The 18362-nt window shown below is 66.4% G+C and carries 19 protein-coding genes; 7 read left to right on the forward strand and 12 right to left on the reverse strand.

Annotated elements, in window-relative coordinates; translation table 11 throughout:
• Positions 1 to 39: 39 nt before the first annotated feature.
• The 5 genes from ABIB49_RS08925 to ABIB49_RS08945 all read right to left on the reverse strand — a co-directional run bounded on the left by ABIB49_RS08925 (position 40) and on the right by ABIB49_RS08945 (position 2718).
• Positions 40 to 372: a hypothetical protein gene (locus ABIB49_RS08925; protein ID WP_226775341.1), complete on the reverse strand. Its 333-nt coding sequence runs from the start codon at positions 370 to 372 to the stop codon at positions 40 to 42.
• A gap of 75 nt (positions 373 to 447) precedes the next feature.
• Entirely contained in the window at positions 448 to 882 is a 435-nt protein-coding gene (locus ABIB49_RS08930; RefSeq protein WP_354156957.1) for a DUF6855 family protein, read from the reverse strand.
• A gap of 80 nt (positions 883 to 962) precedes the next feature.
• Positions 963 to 1442, reverse strand: a complete 480-nt coding sequence (gene bcp / locus ABIB49_RS08935; RefSeq protein WP_226775343.1) for a thioredoxin-dependent thiol peroxidase — start codon at positions 1440 to 1442, stop codon at positions 963 to 965.
• Between the two features lie 177 nt (positions 1443 to 1619).
• Positions 1620 to 1781, reverse strand: coding sequence for a glycine zipper domain-containing protein (locus tag ABIB49_RS08940; protein ID WP_226775344.1), 162 nt, complete (start codon positions 1779 to 1781; stop codon positions 1620 to 1622).
• Between the two features lie 31 nt (positions 1782 to 1812).
• A complete protein-coding gene (locus ABIB49_RS08945) occupies positions 1813 to 2718 on the reverse strand; it encodes a helix-turn-helix transcriptional regulator (protein ID WP_354156958.1) in 906 nt (301 codons plus the stop codon).
• A 150-nt stretch (positions 2719 to 2868) separates the two neighbouring features.
• Between ABIB49_RS08945 and ABIB49_RS08950 the strand changes: the two genes are divergently transcribed.
• On the forward strand, positions 2869 to 3717 hold the full coding sequence (locus ABIB49_RS08950; protein ID WP_354156959.1) for an aldo/keto reductase: 849 nt from the start codon (positions 2869 to 2871) through the stop codon (positions 3715 to 3717).
• 148 nt (positions 3718 to 3865) lie between these two features.
• Here the strand turns inward: ABIB49_RS08950 and ABIB49_RS08955 are convergent, their stop codons facing one another.
• Both ABIB49_RS08955 and ABIB49_RS08960 read right to left on the reverse strand, forming a co-directional pair.
• Positions 3866 to 5248 carry an aspartate aminotransferase family protein gene (locus ABIB49_RS08955; protein WP_354156960.1) on the reverse strand — a complete coding sequence of 461 codons (1383 nt, stop codon included), beginning with the start codon at positions 5246 to 5248 and terminating at the stop codon, positions 3866 to 3868.
• A 28-nt stretch (positions 5249 to 5276) separates the two neighbouring features.
• Positions 5277 to 6764 (reverse strand): CoA-acylating methylmalonate-semialdehyde dehydrogenase, encoded by a 1488-nt coding sequence (locus ABIB49_RS08960; RefSeq protein ID WP_226775348.1) that lies wholly within the window; start codon positions 6762 to 6764, stop codon positions 5277 to 5279.
• Positions 6765 to 6946: 182 nt separating this feature from the next.
• On the opposite strand from ABIB49_RS08960, the gene ABIB49_RS08965 reads away from it, so the two are divergent.
• From ABIB49_RS08965 to ABIB49_RS08985, 5 genes are all read left to right on the forward strand, one after another.
• Positions 6947 to 7864, forward strand: a complete 918-nt coding sequence (locus tag ABIB49_RS08965) for a LysR family transcriptional regulator (RefSeq protein ID WP_226775349.1) — start codon at positions 6947 to 6949, stop codon at positions 7862 to 7864.
• A gap of 376 nt (positions 7865 to 8240) precedes the next feature.
• Complete coding sequence (locus tag ABIB49_RS08970; RefSeq protein WP_226775350.1) at positions 8241 to 9590, forward strand: MFS transporter; 1350 nt, start codon at positions 8241 to 8243, stop codon at positions 9588 to 9590.
• Between the two features lie 48 nt (positions 9591 to 9638).
• Positions 9639 to 10904: a M20 family metallo-hydrolase gene (locus tag ABIB49_RS08975; protein WP_354156961.1), complete on the forward strand. Its 1266-nt coding sequence runs from the start codon at positions 9639 to 9641 to the stop codon at positions 10902 to 10904.
• Positions 10901 to 12364 (forward strand): amidase, encoded by a 1464-nt coding sequence (locus ABIB49_RS08980; protein WP_354156962.1) that lies wholly within the window; start codon positions 10901 to 10903, stop codon positions 12362 to 12364. Before ABIB49_RS08975 ends, ABIB49_RS08980 begins: the two co-directional genes overlap by 4 nt.
• A 2-nt stretch (positions 12365 to 12366) precedes the next feature.
• Positions 12367 to 13350: an aldo/keto reductase gene (locus ABIB49_RS08985; protein ID WP_354156963.1), complete on the forward strand. Its 984-nt coding sequence runs from the start codon at positions 12367 to 12369 to the stop codon at positions 13348 to 13350.
• 4 nt (positions 13351 to 13354) lie between these two features.
• On the opposite strand, the gene ABIB49_RS08990 is transcribed toward ABIB49_RS08985, so the two are convergent.
• Positions 13355 to 13879, reverse strand: a complete 525-nt coding sequence (locus tag ABIB49_RS08990) for a DUF488 domain-containing protein (RefSeq protein ID WP_283480716.1) — start codon at positions 13877 to 13879, stop codon at positions 13355 to 13357.
• Positions 13880 to 13973: 94 nt separating this feature from the next.
• Here ABIB49_RS08990 and ABIB49_RS08995 point away from each other — a divergent pair, with 94 nt between their 5' ends.
• Complete coding sequence (locus tag ABIB49_RS08995) at positions 13974 to 14621, forward strand: uracil-DNA glycosylase (protein WP_354156964.1); 648 nt, start codon at positions 13974 to 13976, stop codon at positions 14619 to 14621.
• A 10-nt stretch (positions 14622 to 14631) separates the two neighbouring features.
• Here ABIB49_RS08995 and ABIB49_RS09000 read toward each other — a convergent pair whose 3' ends face one another.
• From ABIB49_RS09000 to ABIB49_RS09015, 4 genes are read right to left on the reverse strand one after another with little or no spacing between them, the layout of a single operon-like run.
• The gene (locus ABIB49_RS09000) at positions 14632 to 15363 is read right to left on the reverse strand and encodes a maleate cis-trans isomerase family protein (RefSeq protein ID WP_253031915.1); all 732 of its coding nucleotides are present in this window, start codon (positions 15361 to 15363) and stop codon (positions 14632 to 14634) included.
• A 10-nt stretch (positions 15364 to 15373) separates the two neighbouring features.
• A complete protein-coding gene (locus ABIB49_RS09005; protein WP_282358834.1) occupies positions 15374 to 16813 on the reverse strand; it encodes an amidohydrolase family protein in 1440 nt (479 codons plus the stop codon).
• Positions 16814 to 16849: 36 nt separating this feature from the next.
• Positions 16850 to 17674, reverse strand: coding sequence for an aspartate/glutamate racemase family protein (locus ABIB49_RS09010; RefSeq protein ID WP_226775358.1), 825 nt, complete (start codon positions 17672 to 17674; stop codon positions 16850 to 16852).
• On the reverse strand, positions 17671 to 18354 hold the full coding sequence (locus ABIB49_RS09015) for a GntR family transcriptional regulator (RefSeq protein ID WP_226775359.1): 684 nt from the start codon (positions 18352 to 18354) through the stop codon (positions 17671 to 17673). Before ABIB49_RS09015 ends, ABIB49_RS09010 begins: the two co-directional genes overlap by 4 nt.
• Positions 18355 to 18362 lie beyond the last annotated feature (8 nt).

Here is an 18362-nt window from a genome sequence, read left to right on the forward strand (position 1 = left end):
AGGACGTTTGCGGCGTCCGGATTATGACCTGCGGCCCGTTCAGGGCCCCTGCGGATCCCCGGCGTCCGGAACGGATTCGACGACGGCGCGCTCGGCCCGGCGGACGCTGAGGCGGTCCAGGATGAGGGCCGCGACGCCGCCGGCAATAATGCCGCCCGCGCCGCAGAGAATCATAAAGAAACCAAACACCGCACTGGCGTCGTAGCTTTCATCCCCCGGGAGTCCGTAGGCGAGGAAGGCGGCCACGCCGAAGCCCAGAAGTCCGCCCAGGACCAGGAATGGCACATACTTGGGCGCCCGGCGGACAGTAACGCTGCGGCGCTCGGGGACGTGCTGTTCGCCTGCGGTGCCGGATTCTTCGGGGGTAGACATGCCGTTAAGCCTACTGCCCCGGCAGCCACTGCTGCCGCCGATCCGGCTGCGCTGCCGAAACGCGGACGGGCCCGCCTAGGCTGGAATAGCCGGTCCCGAGGCGTCGGCGATGATGGCTCGGACGGAGTTATTACGCTTGTTATGTGTGAGCTCCACCAGGCCCAACGCTTCCAGCAAGGGCGGCAAGTACATGCCAAACCGGCCGCGGTATCCCTTCCGCAGCCCGTACCAGCCGCCCACCGGGTTGTCCGGGTGCCGCCCCCAGGCCTCGACAGTTCCCTCGGCTGCCGCTTTGTTCTCATCGGCGGCACCCAATGGCACCCAATCGACTTTCTCCATCAGCCACAGCGGCAGGTCTTCGAGGGCCCGGAGGTGATACTTCAGTGTGGTGGAGCCGACCTGGCAGACGAGCGCAGGGGGATCAGATTCCTCGTCGCGGTACATCGTGTACTCGGAGGTCCCCGGGGCTGTCTTGAGGACCCACGGATCCAGCTTGGTTCCAGTTGCCACTTGGTGTCCGCCTTCGGTTGGGCCGCTGTCCGGCGCTGTTTGGACTGAGCCTACCCAGTGCGCCCGGCCAACGCGAGAGCTTAGAGGCCCAGCTCGTCCCTCAGCGCAGCGACGTGGCCCTGCGCTTTGACCTGGTACTGCGCCAGCTTGACCTTGCCCTCGGGGTCCAGGACCACCGTGGAGCGGACGATCCCGTCGGTGACTTCGCCGCCGACCAGCTTCTCGCCCCAAGCGCCGTAGGCCAGCGCCACGGCGTGGTCTTCGTCGGCCAGCAGCGGGAAGGTCAGCGCGAAGTCGCCGGTGAAGTGCGCCAGCGCCTCGGGCGCGTCGGGGGAGATGCCGAGCACCTCATAGCCGGAACCCTGCAGGGACGCCAGGTTGTCACGGAAGTCGCAGGCCTCGGTGGTGCAGCCCGGCGTGGCGGCCTGCGGGTAGAAGTACACAATGACGTTCTTGCCGCGGTAGTCGGCCAGTGAGACGTGCTGTCCCGCAGCGTCCGGAAGGGTGAAGTCCGGGGCAGGGGTTCCGGGCTGGAGTTTGACAGTCAGCTGGGGGCTCATAAAGGGTCCTTCGGGTCTGCGGAGGTCTGCGGGTCCGTCTGTTGGCACTGCAGTCTTTCCCCCCACAACCACCGCGCTAGGTAGGGTATTCCGACTTTGCCAGTTGGCCAAGCGGACGGGCAGCGCGGAACCACCGGTTTCAAAGCCATCGGGCTTTTTCGCCGCGGAGGCCTCCAGCTACCTCTTGGTGGGGTCCTTTCGGGCAGCAAGGCCCACCAGCGCCCCGACGGCAACGCCGATCAACAGCCCGGTAAAGGGCTTGTCGGCGGTGGCAACTCCGATGGCAAAGCCAAGGGCCGCGCCGAGGAGCATGCCGATCCACAGGGATTCGTATTTCACAGCTTCAGGCTAGCAAGCGTCAGCAAGCGGGTCAGCCGGTGTTGGCGGCGCCGGATGCATCCCGGGTTTCCTGTGATAGCGGACTTTCCTCTGTTGCTGCTGACCCGGCGCCAAAGCTGCCGAGCAGCGCGAGCGAATCGGCGGAGGGCGATCCTGGTTTTGCTGAATAGAGCCGAAGCACCTGATCCGGGTCGTCGCGCAGGGAGAGGTCTTCGAAATTCAGTTCCAGGTCCCCGACGACGGGGTGGTGGAGCCGGACACTTCCCGCGGAGCCCCTGGCCACCCGGTGCCCGGCCCACCACTGGCGGAATTGCTCGCTGTGGACCGCGAGTTCGCCGACGAGCTGATTGGCCTGGGCATCGTTGGGATGCCGGCCGACGTCCACTCGCAGGGACCCGGCGGCCTCGGATGCGACCGCGGGCCAGTCCCGGAAAAGCTCGCGCGCGAGCGGATCAAGGATGATCCACCGGGTCAGGTTCCGCTCCGCCGCCGGCAGGGCAGGGAAGTCGGCGAGCAACAGGAAAGCCAGGGGGTTTCCGGCCAACACGTCGGTGCGGCGGCCCAGCAGCAGGGCGGGAACATTGCCGACGGCGTCCAGGAGTTGGCGCAGTGCGGGCCGAACACCCTGGGCCGAAGCCTGCGGACGCTGGGTGTTCGCGCAGTTCTCGAGGAGGTCGATCATGTGCGCCTGCTCGCTCGGGTCCAGGCGCAGCGCCCGGGCCACGGAATCCAGCACGGCGCGGGACGGGTGGATGTTGCGGCCCTGCTCCAGCCGGGTGTAGTAGTCGGTGCTAACGTCAGCCAGCCGCGCGATCTCCTCGCGCCGCAGGCCGGGGACCCGCCTGCCGGCAGAGCCCGAGGCGAGCCCCGCGTTCTCCGGCGTCAGCCGTGACCGCATGGCTTTCAGGAATTTTCCAAACTCGGCGCTCTGACCCATGCGCTCCATTCTGCCGTGCCCGGCGCTTGGCTTTCTACGCCGAAGGTAGGACTCCCAGTCCTAGGAATCGCAGGGAGTGGAAAATCCGCTGACTTCACTTCGCTGCCTGCGTAGCATCGTGTGCAGGCCCATCCCCTAACGGAAGAAGTGATGATGACCCACGCACACGAAACCACCATTCCCACCGTGACGTTCAACAACGGCCTGCGCATCCCGCAGCTGGGCTTCGGCGTGTTCCAGGTTCCGCCCGCGGAAACCCAGCGCATTGTCGAGGATGCCCTGGCGGCCGGCTACCGACACATTGACACCGCCGCAGCGTACCGGAACGAGGCCGGCGTGGGTGCGGCGATCGCCGCGTCCGGTATTCCGCGCGAGGAAATCTTCATCACCACCAAGCTCCGTAACGGTGAGCAGGCCCAGGCCCGGGAAGCGTTTGAGAACAGCTGCAAGGCGCTCGCGGTGGACTATGTGGACCTCTACCTGATCCACTGGCCGGTGCCGTCCCAGGGGATGTTCACCGAGGCGTGGAAGGCGCTGGAGGAAATCCACGCCAGCGGCCGGAGCCGTGCCATCGGGGTCTCCAACTTCCTGGCCGACCACCTGGACACCCTCCTGTCGGCGTCGGACGTTGTCCCGGCCGTGAACCAGATCGAAATCCACCCCACCTTCCAGCAGCAGGAGCTGGCCGCCAAGAGCCGGGCGCTGGGCATTGCCGTGGAGGCGTACAGCCCGCTGGGTCAGGGCGCTGACCTGAATGCCGCCGCGGTGAAGTCCCTGGCCCACACGTACGGTGCCACCCCGGCCCAGATCGTGCTGTCCTGGCACCTCAGCCAGGGCACTATCGTCATCCCGAAATCGGCCGACTCAACCCGCATGCGGGAAAACCTCGGTGCCGTGGCCCTCCAACTCGACCCTGCCGAGCTGGCGGAAATCACGGCGCTGGAGTCCGGCGCCCGGGCCGGCGCAGATCCTGCCGTGGCAGCATTCAGCCAGATGTAGCCAGCCTGCGCTCGGGAAGGGAACACCGTCCGGACCTCGGATGGCCTGAACCGTCTGCGACAACGCCACGGCCCAGCGGTCGATGTTCGTCCGCGGGGCCGTGGCGTCCTTGCGTGGATCGTCAGTTCGTGGTGAAGTCCGCCCTTCGTCAGGCCGCGAAGCCGTCCGCGATGTCCAGGACCTCGTCCAGGATGGCGAGTCCGGCCGCTGTGTCTTCGATGCTGGTGTTGCAGGGCGGGACGACGTGGATGCGGTTGAAGTTCGCGAACGGCAGGAGGCCGCGGGACTTGCAGGCGGCCACCAGCTGGTTCATTTCCGGGCTGGAGCCGCCATAGGCAGCCATCGGCTCGCGCGTCGCACGGTTCTTGACCAGCTCGATGGCCCAGAAGACCCCGGTTCCACGGACTTCGCCCACCGAGCGGTGGTTTTCCGCGAAGCCGGCGAGTGCCGGCCCAATCACGGTTTCCCCGAGCAGCGCTGCATGCTGCACAATCCCTTCGTCCTCCATGGCGTTGAGGGTGGCCACGGCGGCCGCGGTGGCCAGCGGATGTCCGGAGTAGGTCAGGCCGCCGGGGTAGACGCGCTTGCCGAAGGTGGCCGCGATTTCGGGGCTGATCGCCACCCCGCCCAGCGGAACGTAGCCGGAGTTCACTCCCTTGGCGAAGGTCAGCAGGTCCGGGACGACGTCGAAGTGCTCGATGGCGAACCACTTGCCGGTCCGGCCGAAACCTGACATCACCTCGTCACAGATCAGGACGATGCCGTATCGGTTGCAGAGGTCCCGGACCCCCTGGAGGTAGCCGGGCGGAGGCAGGTAAATGCCGGCCGTTCCCGGAATGGATTCGAGAATCAGCGCCGCGATGGTGGACGGGCCCTCAAAACTGACCAGTTGCTCCAAATGCTCCAGGGCCCGCTGGCTTTCCTCTTCCTGGGTGGTGGAGTGGAACGCGGTGCGGTACAGGTACGGCGGGAAGAAATGGATGGTTCCGGTGCTGGCGTTGTCGCTGTCCCAGCGGCGCGGGTCTCCGGTGAGGTTCACGGCGAGCTGCGTGCCGCCATGGTACGAGCGGTAGGCGGAGAGCACCTTGTGGCGGCCGGTGTGGAGCCGGGCCATCCGGACGGCATGCTCATTGGCATCCGCGCCGCCGTTGGTGAAGAAGATCTTGTTCAGCTCCCCGGGGGTCCGCTCAGTGATCAGGCGGGCCGCCTCGGAACGGGCGTCGTTGACGTAGCTTGGCGCGATGGTGCACAGCTTCGCGGCCTGGGCAGCGATCGCGGCTACGACGGCGGGGTGCTGGTGACCGATGTTGGTGTTGACCAGCTGGGAGGAGAAGTCCAGATATTTGTTGCCCTCACCGTCCCAGACGTGGGATCCCGCAGCTGCCGTGATAACCATGGGGTCCAGGAGGTCCAGGAGGTCCTGGGCGGACCAGGAGTGGAAAACGTGCTTGCGGTCCAGCTCGTACGCCCGACGGGCGGTCTCGGCGGTGTCCTTGATGTCCAGGATGCTGCTGTCAATTGTGGAAGTCATATCAAATGCCTTTCTGGTGTGATGCCGGTCAGGCGTTCTGCGGGAAGCCAAGATTGATCCCGCCGTGGCTGGGGTCAAGCCAGCGGGACGTGACAGCCTTGCCCCTGGTATAGAAACCGACGCCCTCGGTGCCGTGGGCGTGGGTGTCACCGAAGAGCGAGTTTTTCCAGCCGCCGAAGGAGTAGTAGGCCATGGGGACCGGAACCGGAACGTTGATGCCGACCATACCGACCTCCACCTCGTTTTCGAAGCGGCGGGCAGCGCCGCCGTCGTTGGTGAAGATGGCGGTGCCGTTGCCGTAGGGGTTGGTGTTGATCAGTTCGAGCGCCTGCTCGTAGCTGTCGACCCGGACCACCGACAGTACAGGGCCGAAGATTTCGTCCTGGTAGATGGACATGTCCGGCGTGACGTTGTCGAACAAGGTGGGGCCGACGAAAAAGCCGTCACCTTCCGAATCGGGGGCCACCTGGCGTCCGTCAACCACCACTGTGGCGCCGGCGGCCTCGCCGGCGTCAATGTAACCGGCCACCTTGTCCCGGTGGACGGCCGTGACAAGCGGGCCCATGTCGCAGCCCCGCATGCCGTCTCCGGTGCGGAGCGGCCGGGTACGCTCGGCAATTTTCGCCACCAGCTCATCGGCGATGCCGCCCACGGCGAGGAGCGCGGAGATGGCCATGCAGCGTTCGCCGGCCGAACCGAAGCCGGCGTTCACTGCTGCGTCGGCCGCGAGGTCGAGGTCGGCGTCGGGCAGGACAATCATGTGGTTCTTGGCGCCGCCGAGGGCCTGCACACGCTTCCCGTTGGCGGTTGCCGTCTGGTAGACGTACTTGGCGATCGGCGTGGATCCGACGAAGGAAACGGCCTTGATATCGGGGTGGCCGAGCAAGGCGTCTACTGCCACCTTGTCGCCGTGCAGGACATTAAAGACACCGTCCGGCAGCCCGGCTTCCTTCCAGAGTTCGGCCATCCAGTTGATCGCCGTGGGGTCCTTTTCGCTGGGCTTGATAACGACGGTGTTGCCGGCCGCGATCGCAAGGGGGAAGAACCACATCGGCACCATGGCCGGGAAATTGAAGGGGCTGATGATGGCGACCGGCCCCAGCGCCTGCCGGATCGAGTGGACATCCACATTGGTTGACGCATTCTCCGTGTAGCTGCCCTTGAGCAGGTGCGGGATGCCGCAGGCGAACTCGACGACTTCCTGCCCGCGGGTCACCTCACCGAGGGCGTCATCCAAAACCTTGCCGTGCTCCGAGGTGATGATGGCGGCGAGTTCGCCTTTGCGTGAGTTGAGCAGTTCGCGGAAGGCGAAGAGGACCTGTGTGCGGCGGGCCAAGGAGGTGTCCCGCCACGCAGGGAACGCGGCCCGGGCCGCCGCGACAGCGGAGTTGCCCTCGTCCGCACTCGCCAGTGACACCAGGCCGGTGACCTTGCCCGTCGCCGGGTTGGTAACCGGGGCCGTGCGCGCCCCGGCCGGGACGTAGCGGCCGTTGATCCAGTGCTCGATGATGTTCAAGGTGTCTCCTCATGCGGGGTGGTCAGTTGTTTGCCTTCAGTGTGTCCGGCGCGGCGGCGCAGCAAAAGTGCGGGTGCGTAAAGAGAATCGCTGCGCGTTTTGCACATTGTAAATATTTCCGCTGTCCGCGCCATCGGGCCCGCGCGGCAATGGTGCTGCGGGCGGGAATGCGACCATTGAGGATGACGAAGCCCTTTACCCTCACCCAGCTTCGGTACTTCGCGGTGGTGGCCGAGCTCGAAAATATGACCAACGCGGCCGAGCGGCTGCTGGTCACCCAGTCCACACTCTCTACGGCGATGGCCCAGCTTGAAGCCAGCCTGGCTACCCAGTTGTTCGTCCGGCTCCGGACCCGCGGCCTGCGGCTGACGCCGTCCGGCAGGCAACTGGCCCAGGACATCAAGGTGTTGCTGGAACACGCCGATTCCCTGTACGAGTCGGCCCGGGGGCTCGCGACGAGCCTGGTGGGGGAGCTCAAAGTCGGTGTCTTTTCGCCGCTGGCGCCGTTCAGGCTCCCGGCAATTCTTCAGACCTTCGAAGGCCAGCACCCGGGAGTGGAGGTCTCCTTCCTCGAAGCCGATCTTGCGAGTCTGCAGTCCGCCCTGCTTGAGGGCTTGTGCGATGTTGCACTTATGTACGGTCTTGGCCTGGGCCGCGGATTCACGCACACCGTCCTGGAGCGCGTGCCGCCCCATGTGCTCGTCCACGCGGAGCATCCCGCAGCCAACCGCCCCGAGCGCAGCATCGCGCTGAAGGACCTTGAAGGCGAACCTTCGGTAGTGCTGGATCTGCCGCACAGCCGGGAATACTACGAGCAGCTCTATGCCATCGCCGGTGTAACCCCGAATGTCCGGCACCGATTTGCCGGCTATGAAACGGTGCGGTCATTTGTGGCCAAGGGCCACGGGTACGCCATGCTCAACCAGCGGCTCCACAGCGACTTGACGTACTCCGGGGGGCGTGTTGTGGCGCTCACCCTAACGGATGATTTCCCGCCGATCGAAGTTATGCTGGTCCGCCCCGACGGCGTCACCCCCACCCGCAGGGCCCTGGCTTTTGAGCAGACATGTATCCGCCTCTACGGTGCCGCCCGGAACTAGCCGCCCGGAACTAGCCGCCCGAAACCAGCCGCGGCCATGCCGGCCAGCCGTTTTGGCATTGGCAAAATCGATCGATCGATCAAAAACAATCAATTGGACAGATGTGAAGCGGATCACACAGAGTTGCTGCAGTGCGGCGGCGTTGGCGACTTACCGGTGAAAAAATCCCCGCAGCGACGGCCTAGGCCGAATCCCTCAGCTCGAAAGCCATTCTGATCAAAGGAGATTCCATGGTTCCGATTCACAGCCCGCGTGTCCGAAACATGTCCAGGCCGAGTCAGGCAGGCAACACCGCGGCAACAACCGCAGAATTCAATTTCCGCGGCCGTAACCTGGCACAGGTCATCGGAAACACGGCGCCCCTAGCGTGGCTGTCATGACAAGCAACGACATCAAAGACCAGCCGCAGTCCGCCCGAACCGCAACAGAACAGGGCTCCGCCCCTGCCGTGCCCCGCATCACCAAGATGCAGCGCCGGGTGCTGGCTGGCGGCAGCATCGGCCAGTTCATCGAGTTCTACGACTTCACCTTGTACGGCCTCACCGCCGTCATCTTCTCGCAGGTGTTCTTTCCGGGAAGCAATCCCGTCACGGCCATGCTGGCCACCTTCGCGACCTTTGGCGTGGCATTTGTGGTCCGCCCCATCGGCGGGTTGTTCTTCGGGGCCCTCGGCGACCGGATCGGCCGGCGTCACGTCCTGACCATCACGCTTATTGCCATCGGCGGGGCAACCGCCCTGATGGGGCTGCTTCCCACCTATGCCCAGATCGGCGCATGGGCACCGGTCCTGCTGGTCCTCTGCCGCCTTATCCAGGGCTTCTCCGCCGGCGGTGAATCTGTGGGAGCGCCGTCGTTTGTCTTCGAACACGCACCGGTCAACAGCCGCGGGTTCTGGCTCAACATCACCATCGCCGCCACTGCGCTGCCCTCAGTCTTTGCCGGCACGATGATCCTGATCCTCAGCCAGTCCCTGTCGAACGAGGATTTCACGGCCTGGGGCTGGCGCCTGCCGTTCCTGCTGGCTTTGCCGCTGGCGCTTTTCGGCGCCTGGATCCGCAGCCGGACGGTGGAGAGCGAAGCGTTCAACGAGGCCAAGGCGGCCCGGACCAAGGAATTCAGCCCGGTCCGCGAATCCTTCCGCGAGAATAAGCTCCGGATGGTGCAGGTCATCTTTGTGATGGGGCTGACGGCCATGGGGTTCTACTTCCTCTCCGCCTACTTCGTCTCCTATGTCCAGACCACCGGACACCTGAGCCGCGAGCAGTCGCTGATGGCCAACGCTGCAGCCCTCGCCCTCTACGCTGTCCTGCTTCCGATCGGCGGCCGCCTCGGGGACCGTTTCGGCCGCAAACCGATGCTGATTGCAGGTTCGGCAGCTTTGGCGCTGCTCTCGGTTCCGAGCTTCATGCTGGTCACCAGCGGCAGCTTGCCCCTGGCCCTGCTGGGCCAGGCACTCTTCGTCGTCGCGCTCTGCATTTACGGCGGCGGCTGCTACACCTTCTTCGTCGAGATCTTCACGACCCGGACGCGTTTCACCTCGGCGGCGATCAGCTACAACGGCGCCTACGCCCTTTTCGGCGGCACAGCGCCGTTCATCGGCACGGCCCTGGTCGGCAGCACAGGTGTTCCCCACGCACCCGGCTTCTACATGGCCGCCGCGGCCGTCGTTGTGCTCCTGCTCGTGCTGTTCACCAAGGTGCCCGAGACGCGCGGGCGCGTCGGCTAAGCCCGCCGCCGCCGGTTCCTCGACACCCCACCACACAAAGGACTTCCCATGAACTCAGCAGCTTTCCTCCAAGACTTCCATTTCGTGGCCACCATCGGCGCCACGCCCAATAGCGGCGTCGACCGGCAGGCGGCCACCGCCGAGGATGCGCAGACCCGCAACTGGTTCGCCAACTGGGTCAACGACGCCGGCTGGGAACTTCGGGTCGACGGGATCGGCAACATGTTCGCCCTGCTCGAGTGGACGCCGGGAGCACCGTATGTGCTCATTGGCTCGCACCTGGACAGCCAGCCGCTCGGCGGACGGTTCGATGGTGCCTACGGCGTCATCGCCGCACTGCACGCGGCACGGCGGATCGGGGCCGACGTCGCTGCGGGCGGGCCGGCTCCGGGGTTCAACCTGGCGGTGGTGAACTGGTTCAACGAGGAGGGCGGGCGTTTCGCCCCGAGCATTATGGGCAGCTCAGTCTTCGCCGGGTTGCTGCCGCTGGAGCGGATGCTGGACGTCAGGGACCTGCACGGCACCAGCGTCCGCGAGGCGCTGGAGGGCATTGGGTATCTCGGTACGTCCGAGGGGCCCGAGGTGGCCGGCTACGCGGAGATCCACATCGAGCAGGGCCGGATCCTGGAGCGGGAGGGGATCAATATCGGCTTGGTTGAGAGCAGCTGGTACACCCAGAAACTGGACATCGAAGTGCTGGGCGAACAGTCCCACACCGGAGCGACGGCCATGGCTGACCGGCACGACGCCCTGGTGGCCGCGTCCAAAATCATCCTGATGGTCCACGACGTCACCGAGGACTTCGCGGACCAGGCCCTTGTCTCTTCCGTTGGGCAGCTGACGCTGGAACCGAACTCGCCCATTGTGGTGGCGCGAAGGGTGCATCTTGTGGCAGACCTCCGATCAGGCGATCCGGACATCGTCGCGGCTGCCCGGGCCAAGCTCATCGCTGACATCGACCTGCTGGCCCGCACACACGACATCAAGGTCAACGTCAAGGATTTCGACGTGCGCCCGATCCGCCGGTTCCCCGAGGCCGGACTGGAACTTGCGGACAAAGTCGCCGCTGACCTGGGCCTGTCCTCCCGCCGTATCCGGACCATGGCGGGCCACGACTCGGTGGCCATGAACACCGTGGCGCCCGCCGTGATGCTCTTCGTTCCCAGCGTCGACGGCGTCTCGCACTGCGAACGCGAGTTCACGTCCGACGCCGACATGGTCACCGGAGTGGACATGCTCACCGGAGTCGCCCGCCAGCTCATCGACGGTGCCCTCGCGGAAGCTGCCGATGTGCCGGCGTCGGGCGTGGCATGACCGAGCTGCACTACCTTGACGCTACGACGGCACTGCGGCTCTTCCGGGCCCGGGAACTCTCACCGGTGGAATTGCTGGAAGCGGTAGCGGCAAGGACCCAAGCCGTGAATGGGGGCATCAATGCCCTGACGGAAACCCTGTTTGAGGAAGCGCTCCCGGCCGCCCGGCAGGCGGCCGCCAGCTATGCACGCGGACGGGACCTGACACCGCTGCTCGGATTGCCGGTCGCCGCTAAGGAGAAGCACGGGCTCAAGGGACGCACCCTCTCGCAGGGGCTCGTCGCCCGCAAAGGGGACCGTGCAAAGGCAGACCATCCAGTCATCGATCGAATCCGGCGGGCCGGGGGAATCATTCATGCGCGCACCACAACCCCGGAATACAGCTGCGCCACGGTCACCCACAGCGCCTTGTGGGGTGTGACCCGCAATCCCTGGAATCCGCAATATTCCCCCGGCGGCTCCTCGGGAGGCTCCGGGGCGGCGCTCGCCGCGGGGCTGGCACCGCTCGCCACAGCCTCGGACATCGCCGGCTCCACCCGGCTGCCGGCCTCGTTTACGGGCACCGTCGGCTACAAGGCGCCGTACGGACGGATCCCGGGCCTGCCGCCGCTTTCCGCAGACCACTACCGGGGCGACGGCCCGATGGCGCGGACCGTCGCGGACACGGCGCTGCTGGCAAACGTGATGGCCGGACGGCATGCCGCTGACCATACGTCCCTGGGCGGCGGCCTGGCGCTGGCCGTGCCGCCGACAGGTGCCGATTCGGTGGCCGGCCTGCGGATTGCACTGTGCATCCGGCTGGGTAACTACCCGGTTGCTGCTGATGTGGAGGCCAACACACGCGCCGTGGCATCGGCGTTGGCCGCAGCGGGCGCCGTGGTGGAGGAGATCGAACTGCCCTGGACCGTGGAGCACATCAGCCGGACGATATTTACGCACTTCGGCTACCTGCTGGGCCCGGTCATGGAAGATGACACTGCCGATGCGCCGGAGCTGCTGGCCGCCTACACCCGGCGCTTTATGGCCGACGCACAAAAAGCTGCCGGGGAAAATCGTTTCATCGACGGGGTCCGGGCGGAGACCCGAATCCAGGCCGAGCTTGCCGCGGCGATGGCGGGCTTTGATGCCCTGATCTGCCCCGCCTCGGCCGTCGCGGCGCTGGATGCCGACGGTATGTATCTTGACGGGATCGACGCCGGCGGCGTCCGGCTTGGGCACTACTGGCAAGCCCATATGACGGCGCCGTTTAATATCGCCAACCGGTGCCCGGTGCTTGCAGTGCCCAGCGGCATGGCCGAGTGCGGCATTCCCACGGGGGTCCAGATCGTGGGCCATCCGTTCGATGATGCGACGGTCTTCGCCGTGGGTGCCGCCGTCGAAACGGTGCGCCCGTGGGCGGACCGGCGCCCGGACCTGGTGGCGTCCGCCGGTCCTCCCCGCGGCACGGTGGCTATAGTCTGATGATGGAAAAGCGAATCTTGGGTAAGACCGGACGGAACGTCTCCATCGTGGGACTGGGGACCTGGCAGCTGGGCGCGGACTGGGGAAACGTGGATTCCGCGCAGGCGCAGGCTGTGCTGGGCGCATCCGTGGAGGCCGGCGTTACGTTCTTCGACACCGCCGACGTCTATGGCGATGGCCGCAGCGAGCAGGCCATCGGTGCGTTTCTGCGGACCAACCCGGGCCTGGATATCACCGTGGCCACCAAAATGGGGCGGCGGTTGGAGCAACTGCCGGAGAACTACAACCTGGCGAACTTCCGCGAGTGGACGGACCGCTCCCGCCGGAATCTGGGCCTGGAGCAGTTGGACCTGGTTCAGCTGCATTGCCCGCCCTCCGCCGTGTACAGCAACGCCGAAGTCTACGACGCGCTGGACACACTTGTGGACGACGGCGCCATCCGGAATTACGGCGTCAGCGTGGAGCGGACGGACGAAGCCCTCGAAGCCCTTCGCCACGACGGAACGGCGACGGTGCAGATCATCCTCAACGCCTTCCGGCTCAAACCCCTGGACGAGGTGCTGCCCGCGGCGGCAGCGGCCGGCGTAGGCATCATCGCCCGCGTGCCGCTCGCCTCCGGGCTGCTCTCCGGAAAATACACCGCGGACACGTCCTTCGCGGCGGACGACCACCGGAACTACAACCGCACCGGTTCGGCCTTCGACGTAGGGGAAACCTTTTCCGGTGTGGACTTCGGGCAGGGCTTGGCCGCGGTGGCGGCGTTCGAGGAACTGGTGCCCGACGGCGTCAGCACCGCCCAGGCGGCCATCGCCTGGATCACGGCCCAGAACGGCGTCAGCACCGTGATCCCCGGGGCGCGGAACCCGGACCAGGCCCGGTCCTGTGCCGCAGCGGCGGGTGTCGGCGGCATCGACGCGACGTTCGACGCCGGGGTCCACGAAGTCTACGACCGCTATTTCCGCGCATCGATCCACCCGCGCTGGTAGGCGGTTACTCTGCCGGGTACCAGAGCCGGTGCCCGTCAACGCGGGCGAAAGAAGTCAGTGCGTGAGGTTTGGTGGACTTTTCCGTCATGATGTCCAGCACTTCGACATTCCGGAGCAGGAGGGCGTCGCCGATCAGGGAACGGTGGCAGCGCCACGGGACGGCTTCGGCGCACATAATCGCCGCATCGTTGGTCCGCCCGCGTTCCATCAGCTTCCCGACGGCGGCGGCGAATTCTTCGGTCTGCATGTAGTCCGCGTATCCCCGGAACGACGCGTTCCGCCAGGCGCCATTGGGGCTTCCTTTGCTGGTGGGCCGCAGACCGCCGAGGGATGCCATTCTCCGGTAGGTGATCCCGCCGGCACGCACGCTCGCCGCAAGCACTTCCGCAGCGAACTGCGGATTGTGCCGGGACCTCGGGACGGTGCGCACATCGATCAGTTTCTTGACGCCGTGGGCTTTGAGGATGCTGATGAATTCGTCGATGGGATGAGTGGAGTGCCCCACCGTAAAGATGGTCATGTCCGTCATGTCCCCATGATATGGCGCCACAAGGGCTGGTGCCGGCGGCCCAGCGCCCGGATAGTCTAAGTAACCAACGAACTGCCAAGGGAGCGGCACCACCATGGCACCATCCGCCATTGAGGACTTTGTTGCCAGGCTGGCGTCGGTGGAAACGGGTCCGGGCTGCGCCAACTTCTTCGATCACAGCATCCCCGCGAATGCGCTGCGCCGGCGGAATCTGGCGATGTACCTGCGGGAAATGCTGGATCGGTCCCCGAAAGTGCTGCTGGTAGGGGAAGCCCCGGGCTTTCGGGGCATGAAGCTCACCGGAGTCCCGTTCACCAGCCGCACCACCCTCCAGAATCCTCACGGGTTTGGCCTGTTCGGGCCGGGAAGCGGATACGTGCTGCCGCCGGATGCTGACGGCGTTGCGGCAGAGCCCACAGCAACGGTGATGTGGGAGGTCCTTGCCGAGCTGGACTTCCTGCCGTTGCTCTGGAGTGCGTGTCCGTGGCATACCCACGTGGCCGGCCGGCCGCTGTCCAACCGCACTCCAACAGCCGCCGAAACAGCACTCGGATCTCCGTTCTGGCGGGCGCTGGCCGACGCCTTCGCGATCGAAACAGTGGTGGCCGTGGGCAACGTGGCGCACCGCAGCCTGCAGCGGAGCGGCCTGGATGTGCCGAAAATCAGGCATCCCGCGCATGGCGGCCGGTCCGGTTTTAAGCGTGGCCTGCAGGAGCTGCTCGGCTCGGGCCTCCCGGCGTAAGTGCGCCGGCTCAGGCCGAGGCGAGCAGCCTGCCCCAGCGCCGATCCAGCAGCGGTGCGCCGGCCAGCTTGAGGCAGTGCCACAGCGTGACGGCCACCGAGTCCAGGACGGGAACGCCCGTCTCTGCCTCGATTTCTGCGGTGATGTTGGCGCCATAGAGATTGGTGCAGAGGTAGATGATGGCATCGGGCCCGGCTGCCGCCAGCTCCAGCGAGCCCGGACGCATCTCCTCATCCGCCACGCGGGCGAACGATTCGTTGTCGCTCAGGCCCAGGTACCGATGGTCGAGGGTTTTGATGCCGTCCCGTTGATAGGACGCCACGATCTGCTCGTTGACGTCCGCGGTGTACGGGGTGAAGAGCCCGATGCGTTCCGTGCCGAACGAGCTGAACGCAGCCATGTACGCCAGGGTGGAGGTGGTGGCCGGGATGCCCGTGGCGTCCGTGATGTCCGCCGCGAGCCGGCGGTCGTAGTCGACGCCCAGCCAGGAACCGGAAGTACCGTTCCAGGCGATGACGTCCACATCGGCGGTGGCAAGGAGTTCAGCGGCCGAGCGCATGACGGCGGCATCGAACTGTTTGTCCGAGGATTTGTCCAGGGCAATCCGGGTGACGGGGATCCGGGCGAAGTGGATGGTGACGTCCTCACGGTCACCCAGGATCCGGTAGCTCTGCGGTTCGAGGCAGGTGTTGGATGACGGCACGATCATGCCGATGCGGGTAGCGCGGGTTGCGGAAGGCATTGCGGGGCTCCTAGCGGGTGGACTGGGCGGCGGGAACACGGACGGATGCAGTGGTGGCCTGATGCTCGCGGAAACCGTTGCGGGCCACGAAGTTCCCGACCGGGCCGGGGTCATGGAACCCGCCGCCGTCGAGCACCACACGTCCGGCGGAGACGACGACGGCGGGCCAGCCTGTGAGCGTCCGGCCCTCGAAGGGCGAGAAGTCGGTGCCCATGTGGAGGGCGCCGCCGTCGACAACGCGTTCCTCCGCCGGATCGAAGATGACCAGGTCGGCGTCGAACCCGGGCGCGATGCTTCCCTTGCCCGGGAGGGCGTTGATGCGGGCCGGCCCGGCGGAGAAGACTTCCACGAAGTCCTCCACCCGTGCTCCGCGGGAGGCCTCCAGCAGGGCGGTGAAGGTGACGGGCATCCGGGTTTCGACGCCCGGGAGTCCGTGCGGCATTTCGCGGATGTCGTCCGTGCGCTCCCGCTTTTGCGTGAGGTCGTAGCAGGAGTGGTCGGAGGCGACGGTATGGATGGCGCCGTCGGCAAGCCGATCCCGGAGTGCGGCGACTGTCTGCGGACTGCGCATGGGCGGGCAGCAGGCGTACCATTCGGGCATCACCGAGCCGTAGACGCTGTCGTCGAGGGTGAGGTAGTGCGGGCAGGTCTCGGAGTACGCCTCCTGGCCGCGTTCGCGGGCTTCGGTGACCAGGTCCACGGCGCCGGGGGTTGACTGGTGCACAAAGTAGACGGGGGCTCCGGTGTATTCGGCCATGGCCAGGGTTTCCTTGACCGAAACCTCCTCGGCCAGTTCGGGGCGGGTGCGGTGCAGGTATTCGATGCCGATCCGGCCGTCGTCCGCGTGCTGCTGCGTACAGTCCGCGATGATGGGGTCGTGCTCGGCGTGGATGTAGGTGAGCCCGTCCAGTCGCACCATCTCGCGCATGACCTTCAGGATCGTGTCCCCGTCCGCCATGGTGCTGCCGCGGTTGGTGGTGTACATCTTGACGGACCTGACGCCTTCGGCGGCGAGCTGCTCCAGTTGCCACGGCACAGTTTCGTCCCAGCTGACCACGGAGCCGTGCAGCGCCACGTCGCAGCGGGACTCCCGGGCCAGTTCCTTCTTGTGCAGCACGGCCGCGAGCGGGGTCTCCCGGGCATCGCGGGGGATGCCGAAGTCGATGATTGTGGTGGTGCCGCCCCACAAGGCGGCCGTCGACGTGGTCCGGTAGTCATCGAGGGTGCGGAAACGGCCGGTGATCTGGGCAACGTGGCAGTGTCCGTCGACGCCGCCGGGAATAACGAGCCGGCCGGCGGCATCGATGATGCGAACGCCGGCGGGGATGGGCTCGGCAGCGTCGACAAGCCGGTCGATGCGCCCTTCCCGGACCACAACGTGGGCCTCTTGGCGGCCGAAGCTGTTGACCACTGTGCCGTTGGCGATGACGAGTTCTGGGGTGTCTGACATCGGTGTCCTCCTGGGGAGAAGTAGCTGGTTGGCCGGTTAGGTGATGACCGGTTGCCGGATGGCGCGGTTCGCGGCGGTTTCGCCGCGGGCGGCGTTCTGCGCGGTGGTGAGGGCCGCCTCCAGGTTCTCCGAGAGGCCACGGCGGGCCTTGGCCGGGGGAGCGGCGAAGGCACCGGCGCGGTGCGGGCCGGAATCAAGTCCGACAACGGCTTCGGCCAGGCGGATGCCCGCCGAGATGCCGTCCACAACGGGCACCCCGATCTGCCCTCGGAGTTCGCGGGCCAGCCCGGCGAGCGGCGCTCCGGCGAGGATGACGACGTCGGCCCCGTCCTCGGCGACGGCCTGGTGGCTGAGTGCCAGCAAGGCTGCCTTGAAGTCCTGCTGGACCGAGGCGATGCCGTGGAGCGCTTCGTTGAGGGAGCGGATCGATGCGAGCCGGCCGCCGAGGCCGAAGCGTTCCACGCAGTCCCGGTACCAGGGCTGGATCCGGTCCGAGATGGCGATGATGGAGAAGCGGTGTCCCTGCAGGGCGGCGGCGCAAAGGGCGGCCTCGGTGATGCCAAGGACGGGGATGCCGGTGAGTTCCTTCAGTGCCGGCATCCCGGGGTCCCCGAAGGCGGCCACCACCACGGCGTCGACGCTGGTATCGGATCCCGGCCCGTCACGGGTGTATTCCGCGACGATTTCGGCCACTGCTCCCGCCGCGATCAGTGACTCAAAACGGGTTTCGATGTATTCCACGCCGTATCCGGCGGTCCGGACCACAAGTTCGGTGCCGGGGGCGGCGGAGCGTAGGGCTTCCGCCTCGATCAGCGCCGTAACGTCGTCGCTGATGTTGGGGTTGATAACAAGAAGTTTCATGGGTTCTTCCGATGAAGGGCGGGTTCTGTCCGGCTGAAATCCTCCGGAAACTGTTCACGGTATTTGCCGATGTGCGACGCCGATTGGGCAGCTGCCCGTTCCGGGTCGCCGCTGGCGATGGCGGCATAGAGGGCACGGTGTTCTTCGATGAGCTCCGGCAGGTCGCTGACGTGACGGAAGAGCCAGTGCATCCTGCCCTGGAGCGGTTCCAGGGCGGACCTGAGGAAGCCGTTGTCCGCGATCCGGGTGAGGGCATCGTGGAATTCGCTGTTGGCGCGGTGGGCTTCCATAATGTCGCCCCTGGCCAGGCAGCGGTCTGCCTCGTCCAGCAGGCCCTTGAGGCCGCCGAGGTCCTCCGCGGTAGCGCGGGCCGCGGCCAGGCGGCAGGCCAACACCTCAAGGGACTGCCTGACGTCGAACAGATCCTCGACGTCTTTGGGGCTCAGGGTGCTGACCTCGGCCCCGCGGGCGCCCCGGTCGCTGATGAGCCCTTCCTGGCGCAGCATGCGGAGCGCTTCGCGGACGGGGAGGCGGGAGACGTTGAATTCAGCGGCGAGGTCGCGTTCCACCAGCCTGGTGCCGGGAACGTAATGCCCTTCGAAGATCCTGGTGCGGAGGGTGTCCCGGACGGACTCCCGAAGGGGGCGTTCCTTGTCCTGGGTCTGTTCTGCGCTGTGCATGTTTCTCC

This window comes from Arthrobacter sp. UYCu512, from assembly GCF_040547075.1.
In the GTDB taxonomy this organism is placed as follows: domain Bacteria; phylum Actinomycetota; class Actinomycetes; order Actinomycetales; family Micrococcaceae; genus Arthrobacter.

Coding starts and splice junctions, on each gene's coding strand:
- ABIB49_RS08970 (WP_226775350.1), top strand. CDS start 8,241: ATGACAAGCAACGACATCAAAGACCAGCCGCAGTCCGCCCGAACCGCA.
- ABIB49_RS08965 (WP_226775349.1), top strand. CDS start 6,947: ATGACGAAGCCCTTTACCCTCACCCAGCTTCGGTACTTCGCGGTGGTG.
- ABIB49_RS09005 (WP_282358834.1), bottom strand. CDS start 16,813: ATGTCAGACACCCCAGAACTCGTCATCGCCAACGGCACAGTGGTCAAC.
- ABIB49_RS08955 (WP_354156960.1), bottom strand. CDS start 5,248: ATGACTTCCACAATTGACAGCAGCATCCTGGACATCAAGGACACCGCC.
- ABIB49_RS08945 (WP_354156958.1), bottom strand. CDS start 2,718: ATGGGTCAGAGCGCCGAGTTTGGAAAATTCCTGAAAGCCATGCGGTCA.
- ABIB49_RS08985 (WP_354156963.1), top strand. CDS start 12,367: ATGGAAAAGCGAATCTTGGGTAAGACCGGACGGAACGTCTCCATCGTG.
- ABIB49_RS08980 (WP_354156962.1), top strand. CDS start 10,901: ATGACCGAGCTGCACTACCTTGACGCTACGACGGCACTGCGGCTCTTC.
- ABIB49_RS09015 (WP_226775359.1), bottom strand. CDS start 18,354: ATGCACAGCGCAGAACAGACCCAGGACAAGGAACGCCCCCTTCGGGAG.
- ABIB49_RS08925 (WP_226775341.1), bottom strand. CDS start 372: ATGTCTACCCCCGAAGAATCCGGCACCGCAGGCGAACAGCACGTCCCC.
- ABIB49_RS09010 (WP_226775358.1), bottom strand. CDS start 17,674: ATGAAACTTCTTGTTATCAACCCCAACATCAGCGACGACGTTACGGCG.
- ABIB49_RS09000 (WP_253031915.1), bottom strand. CDS start 15,363: ATGCCTTCCGCAACCCGCGCTACCCGCATCGGCATGATCGTGCCGTCA.
- ABIB49_RS08950 (WP_354156959.1), top strand. CDS start 2,869: ATGATGACCCACGCACACGAAACCACCATTCCCACCGTGACGTTCAAC.
- ABIB49_RS08975 (WP_354156961.1), top strand. CDS start 9,639: ATGAACTCAGCAGCTTTCCTCCAAGACTTCCATTTCGTGGCCACCATC.
- bcp (WP_226775343.1), bottom strand. CDS start 1,442: ATGAGCCCCCAGCTGACTGTCAAACTCCAGCCCGGAACCCCTGCCCCG.
- ABIB49_RS08995 (WP_354156964.1), top strand. CDS start 13,974: ATGGCACCATCCGCCATTGAGGACTTTGTTGCCAGGCTGGCGTCGGTG.
- ABIB49_RS08990 (WP_283480716.1), bottom strand. CDS start 13,879: ATGACGGACATGACCATCTTTACGGTGGGGCACTCCACTCATCCCATC.